We start from the raw sequence: 18,886 nt of genomic DNA, 5'->3' as shown, positions 1-18,886 counted from the left end.
CCGGCGGAGGCCGGGGCCCAGGTGGCAAGGCCGTCGTGACGAAGCGCAGCTGTTTGTTGGCAACGATACCCAACTGGACCCCGGCCTCCGCCGGGGAGGAAGATGTGGGGATGCAGCCCACAGCCTAAGCCGGCATGCCGTGGTTGCTTGCGGCATATCGTCCAAAGCGCCCCGGATACTGAGTGGCGCACTTTCGCTCGCCCTTGCCGCGTGCACCACCGCCGGCCCCAACTACGCCCTCCCCGACCGCGCCGCCGTCAACACCCCCTCCGCCCAGGGCCAGTTCGACAGCGGCCATGAAAAGGCGTTCGTCGACACCCCGCTCCCCGACCATTGGTGGCAACTCTACGGTGACCCCCGCCTCGATGGCTTCGTCACCGAAGCGCTTGCCGCCAACACCGACCTCCGCGCCGCCGACGCCAACCTGCGCCGCGCCGATGCGGTCGTCGCCGAAGTCGCCGCGGGCCGCACGCTGTCGACCGTGCTCGGCGGCGGCACCTCGCTCGACCGACCCTACACGACCGGCGGCAACCTTCCCGGCACGCTCGACTATAACCTCGGCATCACGCTAGCCTATCCGCTCGACCTCTCCGGCCGCATCCGCCGCGGGATCGAGGCCGCGCAAGGCGATGCCGAGGCCGTCGCCGCCGCACGCGACAACGTCCGCGTCACCGTCGCAGCCGAAACCGCGCGGAGCTATGCCGCAGCCTGCACCGCCAATTCGGTGCTCGCCGCCAACAACCGCATCCTCGCCTTACAACGCCAGACTCTCAACGTGACGCAACGCCTGCAACGCGGCGGCCGCGGGACGGCCTTCGACGTGACGCGCGCCAGAACCGCGGTAGACCAGAGCGAGGCGCTGATCCCCGCACAGGTCGCGACCCGCACCGCCGCGCTGTACCGGCTAGCCACGCTGATGGGTCGCGCGCCGGCCGACTATCCCAAGGACGTCGCCACCTGCGCAAAGCCGCCCGCACTCAATCGTCCGCTCCCGATCGGTGACGGTGCAGCGCTGATCCGCCGCCGCCCCGATATCCGCGGCGCGGAACGCACCCTCGCCGCCGCCACCGCGCGGATCGGCGTCGCGACCGCGAACCTCTATCCGCAGGTCAGCCTCGGTGGTTCGGCAGGCTTCACCGGGCCGGTGTCGTCGCTAGGCTCGACCAACGCGTTCCACCTCGGGCTCGGGCCACTGATAAGCTGGAGCTTCCCCAACCGCCCGGTCGTTCGCGCCCAGATCGCGCAGGCAGGCGCAACTGCGGACCAGGCACTCGCCCAGTTCGACTCCACCACGCTTGAGGCACTCCGCCAGACCGAGACCGCGCTCTCAGCCTATGCCCGCGAAGGGGACCGCAACGCAGCCCTCCGCCGCGCGCAGTCCAGCGCCGCGCGCGCCGCGGATCAGGCCGGCACGCTCTACCGGTTCGGCCGCACCGACTTCCTGTCGCTGTTGACCGCACAGGCGGCGCTCACCACCGCGCAGGCGAACCTCGCCGCGTCCGACGCGTTGCTGGTCGATCGCCAGGTCGATGTCTTCAAGGCGCTCGGCGGAGGGTGGCAGACGTGAGGCTCCGCAGACGCGGTCTCGCCTCGATCAACAGCGAGATCCGCGACGGCATCATGCCCGCCGCCGACACCATCGCGCGCGTCGCCAGGGATCCGGACGCGCTGCCGCATACGCCGAGCAACTACCGCATCACCGCGCTGATCATCGCGTGTGCACTGTTCATGGAACAGATGGACTCGACCGTGCTGGCCACCGCGCTGCCGACGATGGCACGCGATTTCGGCGTGCCCGCGACCAGTATGAGTTCGGCGCTGACATCGTACCTGCTGGCGCTCGCGATCTTTATCCCGGCGAGCGGTCGCCTCGCCGACCGGTTCGGCTCGCGCACCATTTTCCGCGCGGCGATCCTCATTTTCGTCGGCGGATCGATGCTGTGCGGCCAGGCGACCAGCCTGCCGTTCATGATGGTCGCCCGCTTCCTGCAAGGTCTCGGCGGCGCGATGATGATCCCGATCGGCCGCCTCGTCCTGCTCCGCAGCGTCGCCAAGGAGGACATGGTCCAGGCGATGTCGTGGTTGATCATGCCCGCGCTGATCGGCCCGATCCTCGGCCCTCCGGTTGGCGGCGCGATCGTCACCTATCTCGACTGGCGCTGGATCTTCTACCTCAACGTGCCGATCGGCCTGCTCGGCGTGGTGCTGGTGACGCGCTTCATCGGCGAGGTGCGCGAGGACAAACCAGCGCGGTTCGACGTCCCCGGCTTCATCCTGTCGGGCATATCGCTCGGCTGCCTGCTGTTCGGGTTCGAGATGACCAGCAGGACAGGCGAATTGCCGCGCGCGATGGTGCTCATCGCGGTCGGACTGATTGCCGGCGTCGCCTACATCCGCCACGCGAAACACCGCAGCGACCCGATCCTCGACTTGTCGCTGATGCGGATCCCCACCTTCCGCCTGTCGGTGATCGGCGGATCGCTGACCCGCATCACGCAAGGCGCGCAGCCGTTCCTGCTGCCGATGATGCTCCAATTGGGCTTCGGGATGACCGCAGCGGCGAGCGGCGCGATCACGATCGCCGGCGCGATCGGCTCGCTGGGAATGAAGGGGCTCGCCCCGCGCGTGCTCCGTCGCTTCGGGTTCCGCAACAGCCTGATCGTCGGTGGCCTCTGCGCAAGCTCGGGCTACGCGGTCGCCGGCCTCTTCCGCCCCGACTGGCCGATCCCCGCGATCTTTGCGGTATTGTTGGTGTCAGGCTTCGTCATGTCCTTCCAGTTTTCGGCATATAACACGATCGCGTATGACGAGATCCCGTCGTCGCGGATGAGCAGCGCGACCAGCTTCTACGCGACGTTCCAGCAACTGATGCTGTCGCTCGGCATCTGCGTCGGTGCAGCGTCGCTGCATGTCGGGATGCTGGGAACGGGCGCGACCCGGCCGGCGCTGACGGACTTCACGCTGGCGTTCCTGGTGGTGACCGCGGTGTCGGCGTCGGCAACGATCTGGAACCGGCGGTTCGCAGTGGACGCGGGGGCGGAGTTGAGCGGGCATAAGGCCCTCCCCGCATCCTGACGCCTACTTCGTCATCCTGACGAAAGTCAGGACCCAGGGTAACGAGCGGCGCCCTGAGTGGCTCTGGGTCCTGACTTTCGTCAGGATGACGAAGTGCGGGGTTAGCCGCTATGCGCCGGCAGCGATGGTCGAGACAGCACCGACACATGCTCGCCCGGCTCGACGAACATCCCGTGCGACAAGGCCCACCGCCCCGCCTTTTCGCTCGCGGTCAGCATCGTCAGGAACGGACTGAGCAACAACCCGAGCGTGACCGGGGCCAGCCACGCCGCGGTGATCGGCGCGAACGGCGTCACCAGCAGTAACGCCACCCCGACCCCGACATGCCAGCGATACCGCGGCATAACGTCCGCCAGCGACAACTCATGCGCATCGCGGTTCTGCGGCGCCCAGCCCGACTTCCGCCCCATCAATATCCCGGCGAGGTCCATCGTCTGCGTCAACGCGATCACCGGCGCGGACAACATCGAGAACGGCACGTCGACCAGCACCGACCGCACGATCCCGCGCCGCCCGCCAAACCCCGCGCGACGCTCGGCATTCGAGAATGCCCAGATCACGCTCAACAGTTTCGGCCCAAACAGCAGCAGCAGCGTCACGAACAGCACCTGCAACGAGGTCTGCGCCTCGACGATATTACGCTCGCCGAGCAGCGCCTGGACGACGCTGGTGGCAATCATGAGCAGCCACACCGGCGAAGTGATGAACGCCGACGCGCCCATCAGCAGTTGCAGCCGGCTGACCCAGTGGAACCCAGACGAGGTCAGCAAGCTCAGATGCTGAATATTCCCCTGCGCCCAGCGTCGGTCGCGCACCGCCGCGTCGATCAAGGTCGGCGGATATTCCTCGAACGTTTCCTCGGTCATCAGCATGTGCACCCGCCAGCCGCGCCGCCGCAGCAACGCCGCCTCGACCATGTCGTGGCTCATGATGACGCCGCCGAACGGCGCTCGGCCGGGCAGGTCGGGCAAGCCGCAACTCGCCGCGAACGCCTCGATCCGGATCATCGCGTTGTGGCCCCAGAAGGTCGCCTCCGAGCCCGACCACCAGACGAGCCCTGCGGTCGAGATCGGGCCATATAACCGGCTGGCGAACTGCATCCAGCGCTGGAAGAACGTGACGCCGTTGATCACCGCAGGCACGGTCTGGAGCAGTGCCACCGCGGGCCGCCGTTCGAGCACCTGCGCCATGCCGATGATCGTGTTGCCGCCCATCAGGCTGTCCGCGTCGAGCATCAGCATATAGCGGTAACCGCCGCCGAACCGCCGGATCCACTCCGCCACGTTGCCCGGCTTGCGGCCCACGTTCACGGTCCGGCGGCGGTAATAGAGCGCGCAGTCGAGCGTCGGCGCGAGCCTCTGCCACGCCGCGACCTCGGCCGCCTCCGCCGCTTCGCCCGAGTCGCTCAGGATGAAGATGTCGAACCGGTCGGCGACACCGCCAGCCGCGATCGCGCGCGCCATCCAGGCGATCCGCTCGAACACGGCGTCGATGTCTTCGTTATGAACCGGCATCAGGATCGCGGTGCGCCCCTCGAGCGGTTCGGACTGGCGCGGTGTCGGCACGAAGCCCGGATGGCCGCCGGTCATCAACAGCACAAAGCCGATCGCCGCGTTCATGAAGCCGAACGCGATCCACGCGAACAGCGGAAAGAACAACGCCAGCAATACCGCGTCCCACAGGCTCAGCCCGTCGGCGAGCAGCGATTCCTGCACCGCGGACGATGCCGCGGTCGCCAACAGACCGGTCATCAAAATCAGGATGATCCGGCGCGCGAGCATATCGTCGTTCGAAACGACCATGCCCGGCCCCGGCTCGGGCGCGGACCAGGGCGGCGGCGGCCCGTCGAAACGCTGCGGGAGCATCTCGATCGGTGACTCGCCCGGCATCATGGCGGGAAGGTCGGACATCAGAAGATCGGCGTCAGCACGGTTTCGCTGAGCGCGCGACCACCGCGCGTGAGAAACAGCCTGACGTCGGCCGGGCCCTGTGCATCGGGCGCGATGTCGGCGGTCACGCGCCAGCGGTTCTTCTGGCCGACCACCGGATACGCCGCGTTGGCGAGCACCTTGCCGCGGACAACGTCGATCTTGGCGGTCACGCCGCTCTGCCGGTCGAGCCCGGCGAGACCGTCGCCGATGAAATCGACCACGAGCTTTCGCGCGCCCTTGACCGGTTCCGCGCCGGGTCGGCCGGCGACGCCCTGCCAGCAATCGACGACATGCGCGGTCGCGGCGACCGCAGTCGGGTCGCTCGATCTCCACGACAGCGAGTAATCGAACTGCAGCCGCTGCCCGGCCTTGGCAGGCGCGGCCGGCGTCCAAAACGAGACGACATTATCCACCGTCTCGCTGTTGGTCGGGAACGCATAGAGCATCACCGCACCCTTGCCCCAATCGCCCTGCGGCTGAACCCATAAGTTCGGCCGGCGATCGTAGAACGCCCCGTCGTCCTGATAATGATCGAAATTGCGGTCGCGCTGGATCAGACCGAAGCCCTTGGGCGCCTGATCCGCAAAGCTGTCGAGCGTATCGTGCGGCGGATTGTTGAGCGGTCGCCAGATGCGCTCGCCCGCGCCGGTGAGCAACGCGAGGCCGTCGGAGTCGTGGATCTCGGGCCGCCAATCGACCGCGGCGGCGCGGTTGCCTTCGCCGTACCAGAACATGCTGGTCGCGGGCGCGACGCCGAGCCGCTCGATGTCGCGGCGGATGTTCAGTACGGATGAAACCTGCTGTTCGACGCCCGCGCCCGCGACATGCCGCGACTGGAACCGGTACGCCCCCGTGACGCTGGCTCCATCCATCAGCGCGTAGATCGTGTACGCGTCGGCGCCGGTCCGCTCGATCCAGAATTCGGTGAAGTCGGGAAATTCCTCGCGACCCGGCAGCCCCGTGTTGATCGCGAGCCCACGCGCGGACAGGCCATATTGATCCTGCGCGCCGGCGGTGCGGAAATAGGATGCGCCCTGGAACGCCATCCAGTCGCTGGTCCCGCCCGGCGCCATCGCGCGGAACCCGGCGATGCCGAGCGCGGCGGCATGCCCCTCTTCGGCCTCGAACAGGTCACGCGAAAACTCGATGCGGCGCGCCTGCCCGCCCTCGACGACGTTGATCGCGACCGGCATCGGCGCATAGCGACCGAGCGGGAACAGCCGGATGCCGCCGGCGAGCGTCTTGTCCGCGCGAAAGCGGATGCTGCCGACCTTGTCGTAATCGATCGCGGCGGCGGCAGCGACCTTGGCGGGGGCTTGGTACGGCTTCGTTGCAAGCATTGCGGCGCGTTGCTGAAGCGTTTCCCACGAAAACGGCTCCGCCTTGCCGGGCGCTGCGCGCATCGCTGCGGCGGCCTGTGGCAGGACACCCAACAGACCCAGCGCGGTCATTACTTCGCGTCGACCGATCATGCAGAGCGCTCCCTCGTCATCATGCTGCAATGCGGTAGCATAAGGACATCGGGCGCGCGCGTCGACAGGTCCCGCCCCCGGCGCGGCCTATCGCGCCACGCGTCGCCAGCGAGCGCTGACCTTAACCCGGTCGTGGATGTGGTGGCCGACGATCACCAGCATCGCGCCACCACTCGCGCAGAGGAAGCCGATCGTGGCGAGCAGGAATGCGAGTACGCTGGTCGATGGCTTGAGACCGGCCAACGTGTGGATTGCGATGGCGGCGAGCGCGAGCGACAGGAAGCCGCTCGCGCGGAGGCTGAGGTCGGTGCGAAGGCGGCGGGCGTCGGTCATGCGACGCTTCAGCTATCGCTCGCCGCATAAGCGTTCGAGATCGATTTTGCGGGGGAGCCATAGTGTTCGCGTAGTGCGCAACCCCGTCATCCCGGCGAAAGCCGGGACCTCTCGCGGCAGGGGCGACCTATGGCAGGGAGACCCCAGCTTTCGCTGGGGTGACGGTTGGATTGGGTAGCGTGACGGCTGGTTGCGCGGAATAAAGAGCAGACCGCCCGTTTCCTTGTTATCCCGCGAAGGCGGGAGCCCAGTCTGGATCCCCGCCTTCGCGGGGAAACAAGCTTTCTGCCTATGAACTTGTTCAGGCGTCGACGAGGAGCCGGTATCCAATCCCCAGTTCGTTCGCGATGACCGTGCCGACGCCCCCCGTCCCCTCCAGCTTCTGCCGCAGGTTGCGCACCACGATCCGCAGATATTCGATCCGGCGATCGTGATCGGTCGGCCATGCCGCCTCCAATATCCGCTGGTGCGTCACGACCCGCCCAGGATGCGCCGCCAGCGCCGACAACACATCGAACTCCTTGCGCGTCAGATGCGCTTCCTCGTTCCCGCGGCGGACGAGCCGGTGTTCGAAATCGATCTCCACCCCATGCGCGCGCAACACCGTCGGCCGAGCCGTCGCCTCGCCGCGACCTCGCAACGCGACCCGCAACCGTGCGAGCAACTCCTCGGTATCGAACGGCTTGGTCACATAATCCTCGGCCCCCAGATCGAGCGCCGCCACCTTCTGGTCGGTCGCCTCGCGCGCGGAGACGACGAGGATGATCGGATCGCCGAGCTTCTTCAGCAACGGTACCAGCTCCAACCCATCGCGATCGGGCAATCCCAGGTCGAGCAGCACCGCGGTCAACGGCCGGCTCGCCGCGATGCGCAAAGCCTCGCGCGCGTCGACCGCCTCCTCGACGCCGTACCCCGCGCGTTCCAGCGTGTTCTTCAGCAACCGCCGGATATGCAGTTCGTCGTCGACGATCAGGACCGTCTGCACGCTCATAGATTCGCTCCATCGGTTTCGCGGACGAGCAGGGCCACCGGGAAGCACAGGCTGAACTGCGCGCCCGTCAGGTCTTCGCGGTTGCTGGCTTCGACGCTCATCCCCATCGCTTCGGCGAACGCCTTCACGATCGCAAGCCCGAGCCCCGTCCCGCCAATCGCGCGATCGGAGCCTTCGAGGCGGCGGAACGTCTCGAACACCTCCTTCTCGCGGCCGGGCGGCAGGCCCGGCCCCTGGTCGATCACGGACAGCCGGAGCAGCCCGAAACGGTGTTCCGCACGCACCACGATCGGCGTCCCCGGATCCGCATACCGGCCGGCATTGTCGAGCAGGTTGAGCAGGCAATGGTGGAGCAACTGCGGATCGACGCGGACGAGCGGCAGGTTCGGCGCGACGTCCAGCTCGATCGCATGGCCTTCGAGCACGCGCTTCGTGTCGTGCACCGCGCCCGCCACCGCGTCGGTGAGGTCGGTCGGTTCGAGCCGCAACCGCAGCGCCCCCGCCTCGACCCGCGCCATGTCGAGCAGATTGCCGACGAAGCGGTTGAGCCGCGCCGCCTCGGTCTCGATCGTGTCGATCAGCTCAGGCGTGACGCCACGGTGGAGTTCCCCGCCGCCGCCATCACCGACGTCAGTGGCGTGCGCAGATCGTGGCTGACCGACGACAGCAACGCCTGCCGCAGCCGATCGCGTTCACGCACCGCGTCGACATCGCGCATCTCGACCTCCAGCCGCGCGCGTTCGAGCACCAGCGACGCCTGGTCGACCAGGCTCATCAGCAACGGCAGCTGGTCCGATCGCACGGGATCGCCCCCCGCCTCACGCGCGAGCCCTAGCACCGCCAGCGTTCGTTCGCCCGACCGCAACGGCTGGAAAAACCACTCCGACGCAGCCAGCGTGCTCGACCCGCGCCCCGCCGGCGCGCCACTGTCATAGGCCCATTGCGCGGCCGCCATCTCCATCGTCTCGAGCCGGTAATCCGCGCCGTTCGCGGCCTGCACCGCAAGGCCGGTATCCTCCGCGACGAGGATCACCGCGCGGACGCCGAACAACCGCCCGATTTCCTCGCAGATTGCACGCGCCAGTGCGACCGGCTCGTTGAGCGAGGTCAGTTGGCGCAGGAACCCCGCGAGCGCGGCGTTGGTGCGGGCGCTCGCGGCCGCGATATCGGCCTGAGCGCGAACCCGCGACGTGAGCTGGCTCGTCACGAACGCGATGCCGAGCAGGACGAGGATCGAGATGACGTTCTCGGGATTGTTGATCGTCAGCGTACCGGTCGGCGGCAGGAAAAAGAAATTATATGCGATCGACGAGGCGATGCCGGCGAACAGCCCGGTGCGCAGCCCGAACAGGCTCGCCGCGGCCATCACCGGGAGCAAATACAGCAGCGCGACATTGCCGAGGTTGAGGATGTGGAACAGTGCGCTCGCCACGCCGGTAACGCCCGCGACCATCGCCGTCGTCCAGGCATAGCCTGCCTTGCTGCCCCAATCGCCGGTGCGTTTTCTCCCGGTCGGCGCCGCAGTGCCCGCCTCCATCGGCAGGACGTGGACGGCGATGCCCGGCGTCTCGCGGACCATCTGGTCGACGACCGAACCGTGGCGGAGTTCGAACCAGCGCGAGCGGCTCGACTTGCCGACCACGAGCTGCGTCGCGCGGGCCTCGGTGGTGAAGGTTTTCAAGCCGTCGACCACCGACGTCGCGGGGACGGTAGCGACGTCGCCGCCAAGCTGCGTCGCTAGGTTGAAGACGGCGGCAAGTTGGCGGTGCTCGGCCTCGCCGAAAGTCTGCGCGCGCGGCGTCTCGATATACACCGCGGTCCAGGGCGCATGCATCGCGTCGGCGATCCGCTTGGTCGCGCGGACGAGGCCGAGCGCGCCGGGGAGTTCGCTGATCGCGACGACGATCCGCTCGCCGCCCGCCCAGGTGCCGCCGACGCCTAATGCGCGGACGTGTTCGAGCATCTGCGCATCGACGGCCTGGGCTGCTCGACGGAGCGCGAGTTCACGTAAGGCCGACAGGTTCGACTTGGAGAAGAAGTGCGAAAGGGCGCGGGTGGCCTCTTGCGGGAGATAGACCTTGCCCGCCTTCAACCGCTCGATCAGTTCGTCGGGCGGGATGTCGACGACTTCGATCTCGGCAGCCTCGACGATGCTGTCGGGGACGGTCTCGCGGACGCGGACGCGCGTGAACGAGGCGACGACGTCGTTGAGGCTCTCGATGTGCTGGATGTTGATCGTCGAATAGACGTCGATGCCCGCGGCGAGCAGTTCCTCGACGTCCTGGTAGCGTTTCGGGTGGCGGCTGCCGGGGGCGTTGGTGTGGGCGAGTTCGTCGACGAGGACCAGCGTCGGCGCGCGTTCGAGGATCGCGTCGAGGTCCATCTCGTCGAGCGTGCGGCCCTCGTACGGGATCGCTTTGCGCGGGACGATCTCGTGGCCCCGCGTGAGCGCTTCGGTTTCGACGCGACCGTGCGTTTCGACCACGCCGATGACGACGTCGACACCGGCGCGGCGGCGCTCAGCGCCTTCGGAAAGCATCTCGTAGGTTTTTCCGACACCAGGGCCGCGCCGAGGAAGATCTTCAGACGGCCGCGACCCTCCTGCGACGCCTGTCGCAGAAGGGCCTCGGGGGATGGTCGCGTGTCGTCGTTCAACGTGCGCCCGTTGCGTCCAGCGCGCGGTTGAGGGCGAAGACGTTGACGCGCGGCTCGCCGAGAATGCCGAGCAGCGGGCCCTCGACATTGGCGGTTACCAGCGCGCGGACCCTGTCGGCAGGAAGGCCGCGGGTACGGGCGACGCGGGCGACCTGGGCATAGGCCGAGGCTGGCGACAGGTCGGGGTCGAGGCCCGAACCCGAGGCGGTGGCGAGATCGGCGGGGAGTGGCCCGGTCACGCCTTCCGCGCGACGCTTGGCAACGTCGGCCTTGGTGCGGTCGACGAGCGCCTGGCTAGTGGGGCCATAGTTCGAGCCCGACGAGGCGAGGCCATCATAGCCCTTGCCGGCCGCCGACGGCCGCGTCTGGAAATAACGGCCGGTGGTAAAGGCCTGGCCGACGACGGCCGAGCCGATCGCCTTGCCGTTGGCCATGACGAGGCTGCCGTTTGCTTGGGCGGGGAAAATGGCCTGTCCGATCCCGGTCATCGCGAGGGGATAGACGATCCCAAGCAGCAGCGCGAACAGGATCGTCATGACGAACGCCGGGCGGAGGGCGGAGGTGAAATCGGAGGTCATTGCATGCTTCCTTCTGCCGTCACCCCAGCGAACGCTGGGGTATCGTGCCGCGCACGGCGCGCTTCGGGAGGGAGACCCCAGCTTTCGCTGGGGTGGCGGGGTTGGGTTGGGTCGGGGTGTCAGGCCCGGAACGCGTTGCACCTTGCGCCCGCCCACTCGGCACCACCCCGGCGAAGGCCGGGGTCCAATTGGGTGACGTCGCCAACTCGAGTTGCGCTTCGTTACCTCGGCCTTTCCAATTGGGCCCCGGCCTTCGCCGGGGTGGTGGCTCGTGGTGAGACAGCGCGCGAGCGCACGACGGACTGATGTTGACCATCATGCCAGCCCCAGCACGCCGACCAGAAGGTCGATCAGCTTGATCCCGACGAACGGCGCGATGAGGCCCCCCAGGCCATACACCGCCAGGTTGCGCGCGAGCAGCGGCCCCGCGGCCATCGGCTTGTACGCCACGCCTTTCAACGCAAGCGGTACCAGCATCGGGATGATGATCGCGTTGAAGATGATCGCCGACAGGATCGCGCTTTCGGGCGAACCCAGCCGCATCACGTTGAGCACCCCGAGCCCCGGATAGAGCGCGACGAACATCGCCGGGATGATCGCGAAATACTTCGCGACATCGTTCGCCACCGAGAAGGTCGTCAGCGCACCGCGGGTCATCAGCAGTTGCTTGCCGAGACCGACGATCTCGATCAGCTTGGTGGGGTCGCTGTCGAGGTCGACCATGTTGCCCGCCTCGCGCGCGGCCTGCGTGCCGGTGTTCATCGCCACGCCGACGTCCGCCTGCGCCAGAGCCGGCGCGTCGTTGGTGCCGTCGCCGCACATCGCGACGAGCCGTCCGCCCTGCTGTTCCTTGCGGATCAGGTCGAGCTTGTCCTCGGGCGTCGCCTGCGCGAGGAAATCATCGACCCCCGCTTCGGCGGCGATCGCGGCGGCGGTGAGCGGGTTGTCACCGGTGATCATCACCGTGCGGATGCCCATTGCGCGCAGCTCGCCGAACCGCTCGCGGATGCCGGCTTTCACGACGTCCTTGAGGAAGATCGCGCCGAGCAACCGGCCATCGCGGGCCACCGCCAGCGGGGTACCGCCGGCGCGGGCGATTTCGTCGGTGATGCGGCGCAGTTCGGTGGCTGCGGCGGTTGCCCCTGCCCCCGGATTGGCCTTCAGGATCGAGTCGACGGCCCCCTTCTGGATCAGCGAACCACCGACGATCACGCCCGAGATTCGAGTCTGCGCGGTGAACGGAATGACCTCCGCGTCACCCGGCAGTTCGCTGGTCGTCACACCAAACTTGTCGCGCGCCAGCACCAAGATCGAGCGGCCCTCGGGCGTCTCGTCGGCGAGACTGGCGAGCAATGCCGCCTCGGCCAGCTCCTCGTCACGCGTGCCACCGACCGAGCGGAACTCGCTCGCCTGACGATCGCCTATCGTGATCGTACCAGTCTTGTCGAGCAGCAACACGTCGATATCGCCCGCCGCTTCCACCGCACGCCCCGACTTCGCCAGCACGTTGAACCGCACCAGCCGGTCCATCCCCGCAATCCCGATCGCCGACAGCAACGCGGCGATCGTGGTGGGGATCAGCGTGATCAGCAGCGCCGCGAGGATCGCGACCGGCACACGGCCGCCCGCATAGCTGGCGAAACCGGGGATCGTGCCGACCGCGATCAGGAAGATGATCGTCAGGCCGACGAGCAGCAACGTCAGCGCGATCTCGTTCGGCGTCTTCTGCCGCTCGGCGCCCTCGACGAGTGCGATCATGCGGTCGAGAAAGCCTTCGCCGGGGTTGGCGGTGACCTTCACGCGAATCTCGTCGGAGATGACGCGCGTGCCCGCGGTCACCGCCGAGCGGTCCCCGCCCGCCTCGCGGATCACCGGCGCGCTCTCGCCGGTGATCGCGGCTTCGTTGACCGAGGCGACGCCCCAGACGACTTCGCCGTCCGCCGGGATCAGGTCGCCCATCGTGACGAGGACGATGTCGCCTGCGCGGAGCATGCTGGCGGGGACGGATTCGACCTGGTCGCCCTTCATGCGGCGCGCGGTCAGTTCGGCCTTGGTCGCGCGCAACGACGCGGCCTGCGCCTTGCCGCGGCCTTCGGCCAGCGCTTCGGCGAAGGTGCCGAACAGCACGGTCAGCCACAGCCAGATCACCAGCTGGATCTTGAAGCCGACCGACAGCCCGTCGCCGCCGACGTTGACGAGGATCGTCAACAGCGTGGCGACGACCGCGGTGACGAACATCACCGGGTTGCGGATCAACTGCCGCGGATCGAGTTTCCGGAAAGCGTCGCCGATCGCCGGAATGATCAAGTCGGCCGTGAACAGCGACTTGGTAGGGGTGCGTGCCATTTTGGCTTGTCCCGTCAGAAGGTTTTGCCGCTGATCATCGCGAGATGATCGGCGATGGGACCGAGCGCGAGGCTCGGCAGGAAGGTCAGGCCACCGACGATCAGGATGATCCCGACCAGCAGGCCGACCCACAGCGCACCCGTCGTCGGGAACGAGCCTGCGCTTTCGGGCGTGTACTTCTTCGCAGCGAGACCACCGGCGATGGCGAGCATCGGCACGATGATGAAGAAGCGCCCAAGCCACATCGCGACGCCCAGCAAGCCGTTGTAATAGGGCGTGTTGGCGGTAAGCCCGGCAAAGGCCGACCCGTTGTTCCCGACGGCGCTGGTGAACGCGTAGAGGATCTCGCTGAACCCGTGCGGCCCCTTGTTGAGCGGCCCCGCCAGCCCGTCGGGCAGCACAGCGCTGAGCGCGGTGAAGCCGAGGATGACGAGCGGCAGGATGGCGATCGCCAGCACCGCCAGTTTCACTTCGCGCGCCTCGATCTTCTTGCCGACATATTCGGGCGTGCGGCCGACCATCAGGCCTGCGACGAACACAGCCAGGATGGCGAACAACAGGAAGCCGTAGATGCCTGCACCGACACCGCCGATGACGACTTCGCCGAGTTGCATGTTGAGCAGCGGGATCATGCCGCCGAGTGCCGTGAAGCTGTCGTGCATCGCGTTGACCGCGCCGCACGATGCGGCGGTGGTGACCACCGAGAACAGGGCGGACGCGGCGATCCCGAAGCGGACCTCCTTGCCTTCCATGTTGCCGCCCGCGACGCCGATCTGGTGGAGGATCGGGTTGCCCGCGGCTTCCTGGGCATAGGTGATCGTGACGCCGGCGAGGAACAGCACGAGCATCGCCGAGAGGATCGCCCAGCCCTGCCTGGTGTTGCCGACGGCCTTGCCGAAGGTCCAGGTCAGCCCGAAGCCGATGACGAAGATCGACAGCATCTGCACGAGGTTGACGAGCGCGGTCGGGTTCTCGAATGGATGCGCCGAGTTCGCGTTGAAGAAGCCGCCACCATTGGTGCCGAGCATCTTGATCGCTTCCTGGCTCGCCACGGGGCCGAGCGTCAGCGTCTGCTTGAGCCCTTCGAGCGTCGTGATGTCGACGGTGCCGGCAAGCGTCTGCGGCACGCCGCTGGCGATGTAGAAGATCGTCACGACGACGCAGATCGGCAGCAGCACGTACAGCGTGACGCGCGTCATGTCGGCCCAGAAATTGCCGATCGTCGCACTCGATCGCCGCGCGAACCCGCGGAACAGCGCGAATGCCAGCGCGATGCCCGTTGCCGCCGACAGGAAGTTGTGGATCGTCAGCCCGAACATCTGGCTGAAGTTCGACATGGTCGATTCACCGGCATAGCTTTGCCAGTTGGTGTTCGCGGTGAAGCTGATCGCGGTATTGAACGCGAGGTGGGGGCTGAGCCCTGGGAGCCCCTGCGGATTACCCGGCAACACGCCCTGCAGACGCAGCACCGCGTAGGTCAGCGCCATCAGCACGGCATTGAAAACGATCATGTGCAGGGCATAGCGGCGCCAGCCCTGCTCCGCCTTCGGATCAATGCCGCTGAGCTTGTAGAAGCCGGTCTCGACGGGGCCGAGGACCGCGTGGATCGGCGTGCGGCGGCCTTCGTACAAGGCGAACAGCCACAGGCCGACGGGTTTGGTCAACGCCAGCAGGATGCCAACGAAGCCCAGGATGAGGATCCATCCTTCGAATGTCATGAGGGCGCGCTCCTAAAAGCGTTCGGGACGGATGAGCACCGCCACGAGGTAAAACAGCAGCCCGAGCGCGACGATCGCGGCGAGCCAGAGGTCGAGGGTCATGATGATGTCCTCACGGGGCTCAGGCGTTGTCGCACAGGCGGACATAGGCGAGCGTCGCCGCCACCAGTCCGATCATGATCGCGATCCAGAGTAGGTCCTGCATAGCTCGGGTCCTTTCAGAACGCGGCGGTGAGCGAGGCAACCACGGTGCCGTCGGCGATCGATCCGGTGCCGTCCTGTCCGCGGGAGAAGCTCGGCTGGAGATACGCTGCACTGCGACGCGTGATGTCGGTGTCGATGTAGCTCACATTCAGCGTCAGATTTTTATACGTAGTGTCCGCACCCAGCGACCAATCCCAGTAGCTGCCGGTCGGCGCCGCGCTGGTGGCATTCGGGCCGAGCCCGTCATTGCCCCAGCTATGGCCGATATGCGCCTTGGCGGTGATCGGCGTACCGGGAAGCGCGAACGCACCGTCGCCGGTGAGGTAGAGGTTGTCCTCCTTGTCGCCGGCGTCGGTGTAGACGCCCGCGGCGGCATCGGCGCCGGTGCGATACCATTTGCCGAGTGCCTGCTGCTTCGGTGCGTAGAAGGCGCTCGCGGTCAGCGTCGCCGGACCAGTCGTACCGCTGAGCTTCACATAGGGTTCGGCATAATCGGTCTTCGACGCGCCGCCCGGATACATGTACCAGGTCAGGCCGACGTCGAGCGTCGCGTTGTCCGCGAGCTTGTGCTTGTAGCCGCCGATCAGGTCGAGCTCCATATTCGAGCCGCCGAACGTGCCCCAGCCCGACAGGTTCGAGCCCCAGGCGCCGACATAGACGCCGCTCTGGTGCGCGATCGTCAGCCCGCCCTGGATCGCGCCGTCCTTGTCCGACTGCGACACGCCGCGCAGGCGGTAGTCGGTCGCGAGTGTGACCGAACCAATGACGGTGACGGGCGAAGGCGGCGCGGTATCCTGTGCGAATGCGGGCGTGGCGAGACCGGCGAGAAGTCCGGCGGCGGCGGTGAAACGAAGAATGTGCATTGCGGTCCCCATGCGCGTGCCGCCGGAAGGATGGCGGTTCGCGAGGACTGGCAATTAGGCTCCGGCGACGTAGCAATTCGAGATCGATTGCCGGGGCGGCGCATATGTTTCGCGTAGTATTGTCGAATTATCGCGCGGTGCGGCGAAGGATCAGCCAGCCGGCGACGCCCGACAGGATCGAGCCCGCGAACACGCCGATCTTGACCGAATCCAGCGCGTGCGGCGCGTCCGCGAACGCAAGCCCGCCGATGAACAGGCTCATCGTAAACCCGATCCCGCACAGCACCGCCATGCCGTAGACCTGCGCCCAGGTCGCGTTCCGGGGCGCCTCGGCCAGCCGGACCATCACGAGCCCGCGGATCGTCGCGAAGATGCCGATCTGCTTGCCGAGGAACAGCCCGAGCATGATCCCGACCGGCAACGGCGAAATCACGTCCGCCGCCACCATCCCGCCGAACGCGATGCCCGCATTGGCGAACCCGAACGCCGGCACGATCAGGAAACTCGACCAGGGCTGGAGCGCGTGTTCGAGGCGTTTGAGCGGCGGCTGCCCCTCCCCGTCCGCAGCGGAATTGTCAGCGCGATCGCCACGCCGGCGAGCGTCGCATGGACGCCCGACAGCAGGACGCCGTACCAGATGCCGAGACCGATCAGCAGATACGGCGCCAGCGACCGCACCCCCGACAGGTTCAGGACGACCAGCACGCAGAGCCCCACGCCTGCGCCAAGCAACGGCAACAGCGCGATATGGCCGGTGTAGAACAGCGCGATGACGAGGATCGCGAGCAGGTCGTCGATCACCGCGATCGCGGTCAGCAGCACCTTCAACGAGGTCGGCACGCGCGATCCAAGCAAGGCCAGGATGCCCAGCGCGAACGCGATATCGGTCGCAGCCGGGATCGCCCAACCGCGCAGGCTGGCGGGCGTACCGATATTGACGAGCAGATAGAGGCACGCCGGCACCACCATGCCTGCGAGCGCCGCCGCACCGGGCAGGATGCGCTCCCCCAGGTCGAGAGGTGCCCCGAGACGAACTCGCTCTTCACCTCTAACCCGATCAGCAGGAAGAATAGCGCCATCGCGCCGTCGTCGATCCAGTGATGCACACTCATTCCGGCGACCGCGTGGTCCAGCGTCGCGAAATAGGCCGCCGCGAGCGGCGAGTTGGCGACGAGCAGCGCCGCGATCGTCGCCGCGAGCAGCACGATGGCCCCCGCCGCCTCGCCGGCAAAAACCGCCGGATTGCGGTCACAGCCCTTCGCCGCCAACCCATTGCGCGTTGGACAGGCGGCGCGCGAGATCCCAGCTCTGGACGCGGATGTCAGGCACCGCGACGACTTCCCACAGCCCGCCGCGGGTCATCGGTCCGATGCAGTGGATGCGGTCGTCGGGCGTGCCGTCAGCGCGGATCGCGCGAGACTGCGCATCGACGTCGACGCCGAGCCTGAGCGGATCGGGCCGGATCGCACCGGCCGCAAGCAGGTGCTTCACGAGCGGCTCCTCCGAGCGGAGCAGGTCACCCTGCGGCCCGGTGCAGTTCACGATCCGTGCCGCGCGCGTGACGACCGGGTCGGTCTCGCCCCGTGGCCGCCACGTCAGCTTTGCCTGCGTCCCGTCGGCGTCGGCGGACACGATCTTACCCGCCGCGAAACTCAGCCGCCCGGTCGCGACGAGCGCCTCGACCCGGCCCGCAACGGCAGGCGCCAGGCGATGGCGGTGAACGTCCCAATACGGGCGTAGATGGCGAAGAAAGCGTCCGCGCACGTCCTGCGACGCCGCTGCCCACAGCATCTGCGTGACCGGACGAAGCTCGTCGACGGCGCAGCGCCAGCCTTCCTGCTCAGCACGTGCACGAACATGGCGGACGAGGTCGGTCAGCCCGCCCTGGGGTTTGTCCGAGGCACCGCGGTGCGCCGGCGCGCCATCGACATGACGCCGCGGCGACAACCCGCGACGCGACATCGCCAGGATGCGTCCCGCGAATCCCTGCGCATCGAGCAGCAGCGCCGCATCGATCGCGGTCAGCCCGGTTCCAACCAACACCACCGTATCATCCGGATCCAAACCTTCGGCGAGATTGGCCGCCCACGGATCCGCGCAATACACTCCCGCGGGCAACGCGTCCGGCTTCAACCCGGGCGGCGTGTGCGGCGGCAGGTTTCCCAGCGCGAGCACCGCGGTATCGGCGGCAATCTTGCGTCCGTCCGCCATCGTCAGCGTCACCCCGTCGCCTTCGACCGGCTCGATCGCGCAGACCTCGCCCTCGACATGCACCAGCCGGCCCTCCGATTCCGCGATCGCCGCATCGAGCAGTTCGCGCAGATATGCGCCATAGGTGGTGCGCGGGACGAAGGTCTTGCGGTCGCCCTTGCCGTGCGCTTCGAGCCAACGGACGAAGTGATCGGGATCGTCGGGCAGCGCGCTCATGTTGCCAGCGCGGACGTTGAGCAGATGATCCGGGTGCGCTGCGCTGTAAGCCACGCCGCGCGCGAGCTGCCGGTCCCGGCGCTCGACCAGCGTCACGCGGGGGCCGTCATGCCGCATCAGATTGACCGCGAACAACGCGCCGGAGAACCCGCCGCCGACCACCACGACATGATCCTCGGGCCCCGCAATCCGTGCCATCGTCGTACGCTCGTCCATCTGTTCGCTCACCCGTTCTGCCGCGGGAAGCCATGCCCGATCGGAGCCGGCTAGCCCAGCCCCTGCTCTAATCCTCC

General features: G+C 67.6%; 12 protein-coding genes and 2 pseudogenes. 2 read left to right on the top strand and 12 right to left on the bottom strand.

From position 1 onward, the window contains the following. Window positions 1–139: 139 nt before the first annotated feature. Window positions 140–1,567, top strand: a complete 1,428-nt coding sequence (locus QP164_RS17345) for a TolC family protein (protein ID WP_333923932.1) — start codon at window positions 140–142, stop codon at window positions 1,565–1,567. Further along, window positions 1,564–3,075, top strand: a complete 1,512-nt coding sequence (locus QP164_RS17340; RefSeq protein ID WP_333923931.1) for a DHA2 family efflux MFS transporter permease subunit — start codon at window positions 1,564–1,566, stop codon at window positions 3,073–3,075. Before QP164_RS17345 ends, QP164_RS17340 begins: the two co-directional genes overlap by 4 nt. A 101-nt stretch (window positions 3,076–3,176) precedes the next feature. Here the strand turns inward: QP164_RS17340 and mdoH are convergent, their stop codons facing one another. From mdoH to QP164_RS17280, 12 genes and pseudogenes are all read right to left on the bottom strand, one after another. Beyond that, the gene (gene mdoH / locus QP164_RS17335; protein WP_333923930.1) at window positions 3,177–4,985 is read right to left on the bottom strand and encodes a glucans biosynthesis glucosyltransferase MdoH; all 1,809 of its coding nucleotides are present in this window, start codon (window positions 4,983–4,985) and stop codon (window positions 3,177–3,179) included. Then, window positions 4,985–6,478 carry a glucan biosynthesis protein gene (locus QP164_RS17330; protein ID WP_333923929.1) on the bottom strand — a complete coding sequence of 498 codons (1,494 nt, stop codon included), beginning with the start codon at window positions 6,476–6,478 and terminating at the stop codon, window positions 4,985–4,987. Before QP164_RS17330 ends, mdoH begins: the two co-directional genes overlap by 1 nt. Before the next feature lie 87 nt (window positions 6,479–6,565). Then, window positions 6,566–6,811, bottom strand: a complete 246-nt coding sequence (locus QP164_RS17325) for a hypothetical protein (RefSeq protein ID WP_332755681.1) — start codon at window positions 6,809–6,811, stop codon at window positions 6,566–6,568. 301 nt (window positions 6,812–7,112) lie between these two features. Beyond that, window positions 7,113–7,802, bottom strand: a complete 690-nt coding sequence (locus tag QP164_RS17320; RefSeq protein ID WP_333923928.1) for a response regulator transcription factor — start codon at window positions 7,800–7,802, stop codon at window positions 7,113–7,115. Further along, window positions 7,799–10,457 (bottom strand): annotated as a pseudogene (locus tag QP164_RS17315) (DUF4118 domain-containing protein). Before QP164_RS17315 ends, QP164_RS17320 begins: the two are co-directional and overlap by 4 nt. After that, on the bottom strand, window positions 10,454–11,035 hold the full coding sequence (gene kdpC / locus QP164_RS17310; protein WP_132737174.1) for a potassium-transporting ATPase subunit KdpC: 582 nt from the start codon (window positions 11,033–11,035) through the stop codon (window positions 10,454–10,456). The pseudogene QP164_RS17315 and the gene kdpC overlap by 4 nt, the downstream one beginning before the upstream one ends. A gap of 315 nt (window positions 11,036–11,350) precedes the next feature. Then, complete coding sequence (kdpB, locus tag QP164_RS17305; protein ID WP_333923927.1) at window positions 11,351–13,381, bottom strand: potassium-transporting ATPase subunit KdpB; 2,031 nt, start codon at window positions 13,379–13,381, stop codon at window positions 11,351–11,353. A 14-nt stretch (window positions 13,382–13,395) separates the two neighbouring features. Beyond that, window positions 13,396–15,099: a potassium-transporting ATPase subunit KdpA gene (gene kdpA, locus QP164_RS17300; protein WP_333923926.1), complete on the bottom strand. Its 1,704-nt coding sequence runs from the start codon at window positions 15,097–15,099 to the stop codon at window positions 13,396–13,398. Window positions 15,100–15,111: 12 nt separating this feature from the next. Further along, window positions 15,112–15,201 carry a K(+)-transporting ATPase subunit F gene (gene kdpF, locus QP164_RS17295; protein WP_055875324.1) on the bottom strand — a complete coding sequence of 30 codons (90 nt, stop codon included), beginning with the start codon at window positions 15,199–15,201 and terminating at the stop codon, window positions 15,112–15,114. A 116-nt stretch (window positions 15,202–15,317) separates the two neighbouring features. After that, a complete protein-coding gene (locus tag QP164_RS17290) occupies window positions 15,318–16,166 on the bottom strand; it encodes a TorF family putative porin (RefSeq protein WP_333923925.1) in 849 nt (282 codons plus the stop codon). 127 nt (window positions 16,167–16,293) lie between these two features. Beyond that, window positions 16,294–17,371 (bottom strand): annotated as a pseudogene (gene nhaA, locus QP164_RS17285) (Na+/H+ antiporter NhaA). Window positions 17,372–17,414: 43 nt separating this feature from the next. After that, window positions 17,415–18,791: an FAD/NAD(P)-binding protein gene (locus QP164_RS17280; protein WP_333924294.1), complete on the bottom strand. Its 1,377-nt coding sequence runs from the start codon at window positions 18,789–18,791 to the stop codon at window positions 17,415–17,417. Between the last annotated feature and the right edge of the window lie 95 nt (window positions 18,792–18,886).

It is taken from the genome of Sphingomonas sp. LR59, from assembly GCF_036855945.1.
Lineage (GTDB): Bacteria > Pseudomonadota > Alphaproteobacteria > Sphingomonadales > Sphingomonadaceae > Sphingomonas.
The sequence above is the reverse complement of the archived record's forward strand: the minus strand, read 5'-3'. Positions and strand labels throughout refer to the sequence as shown.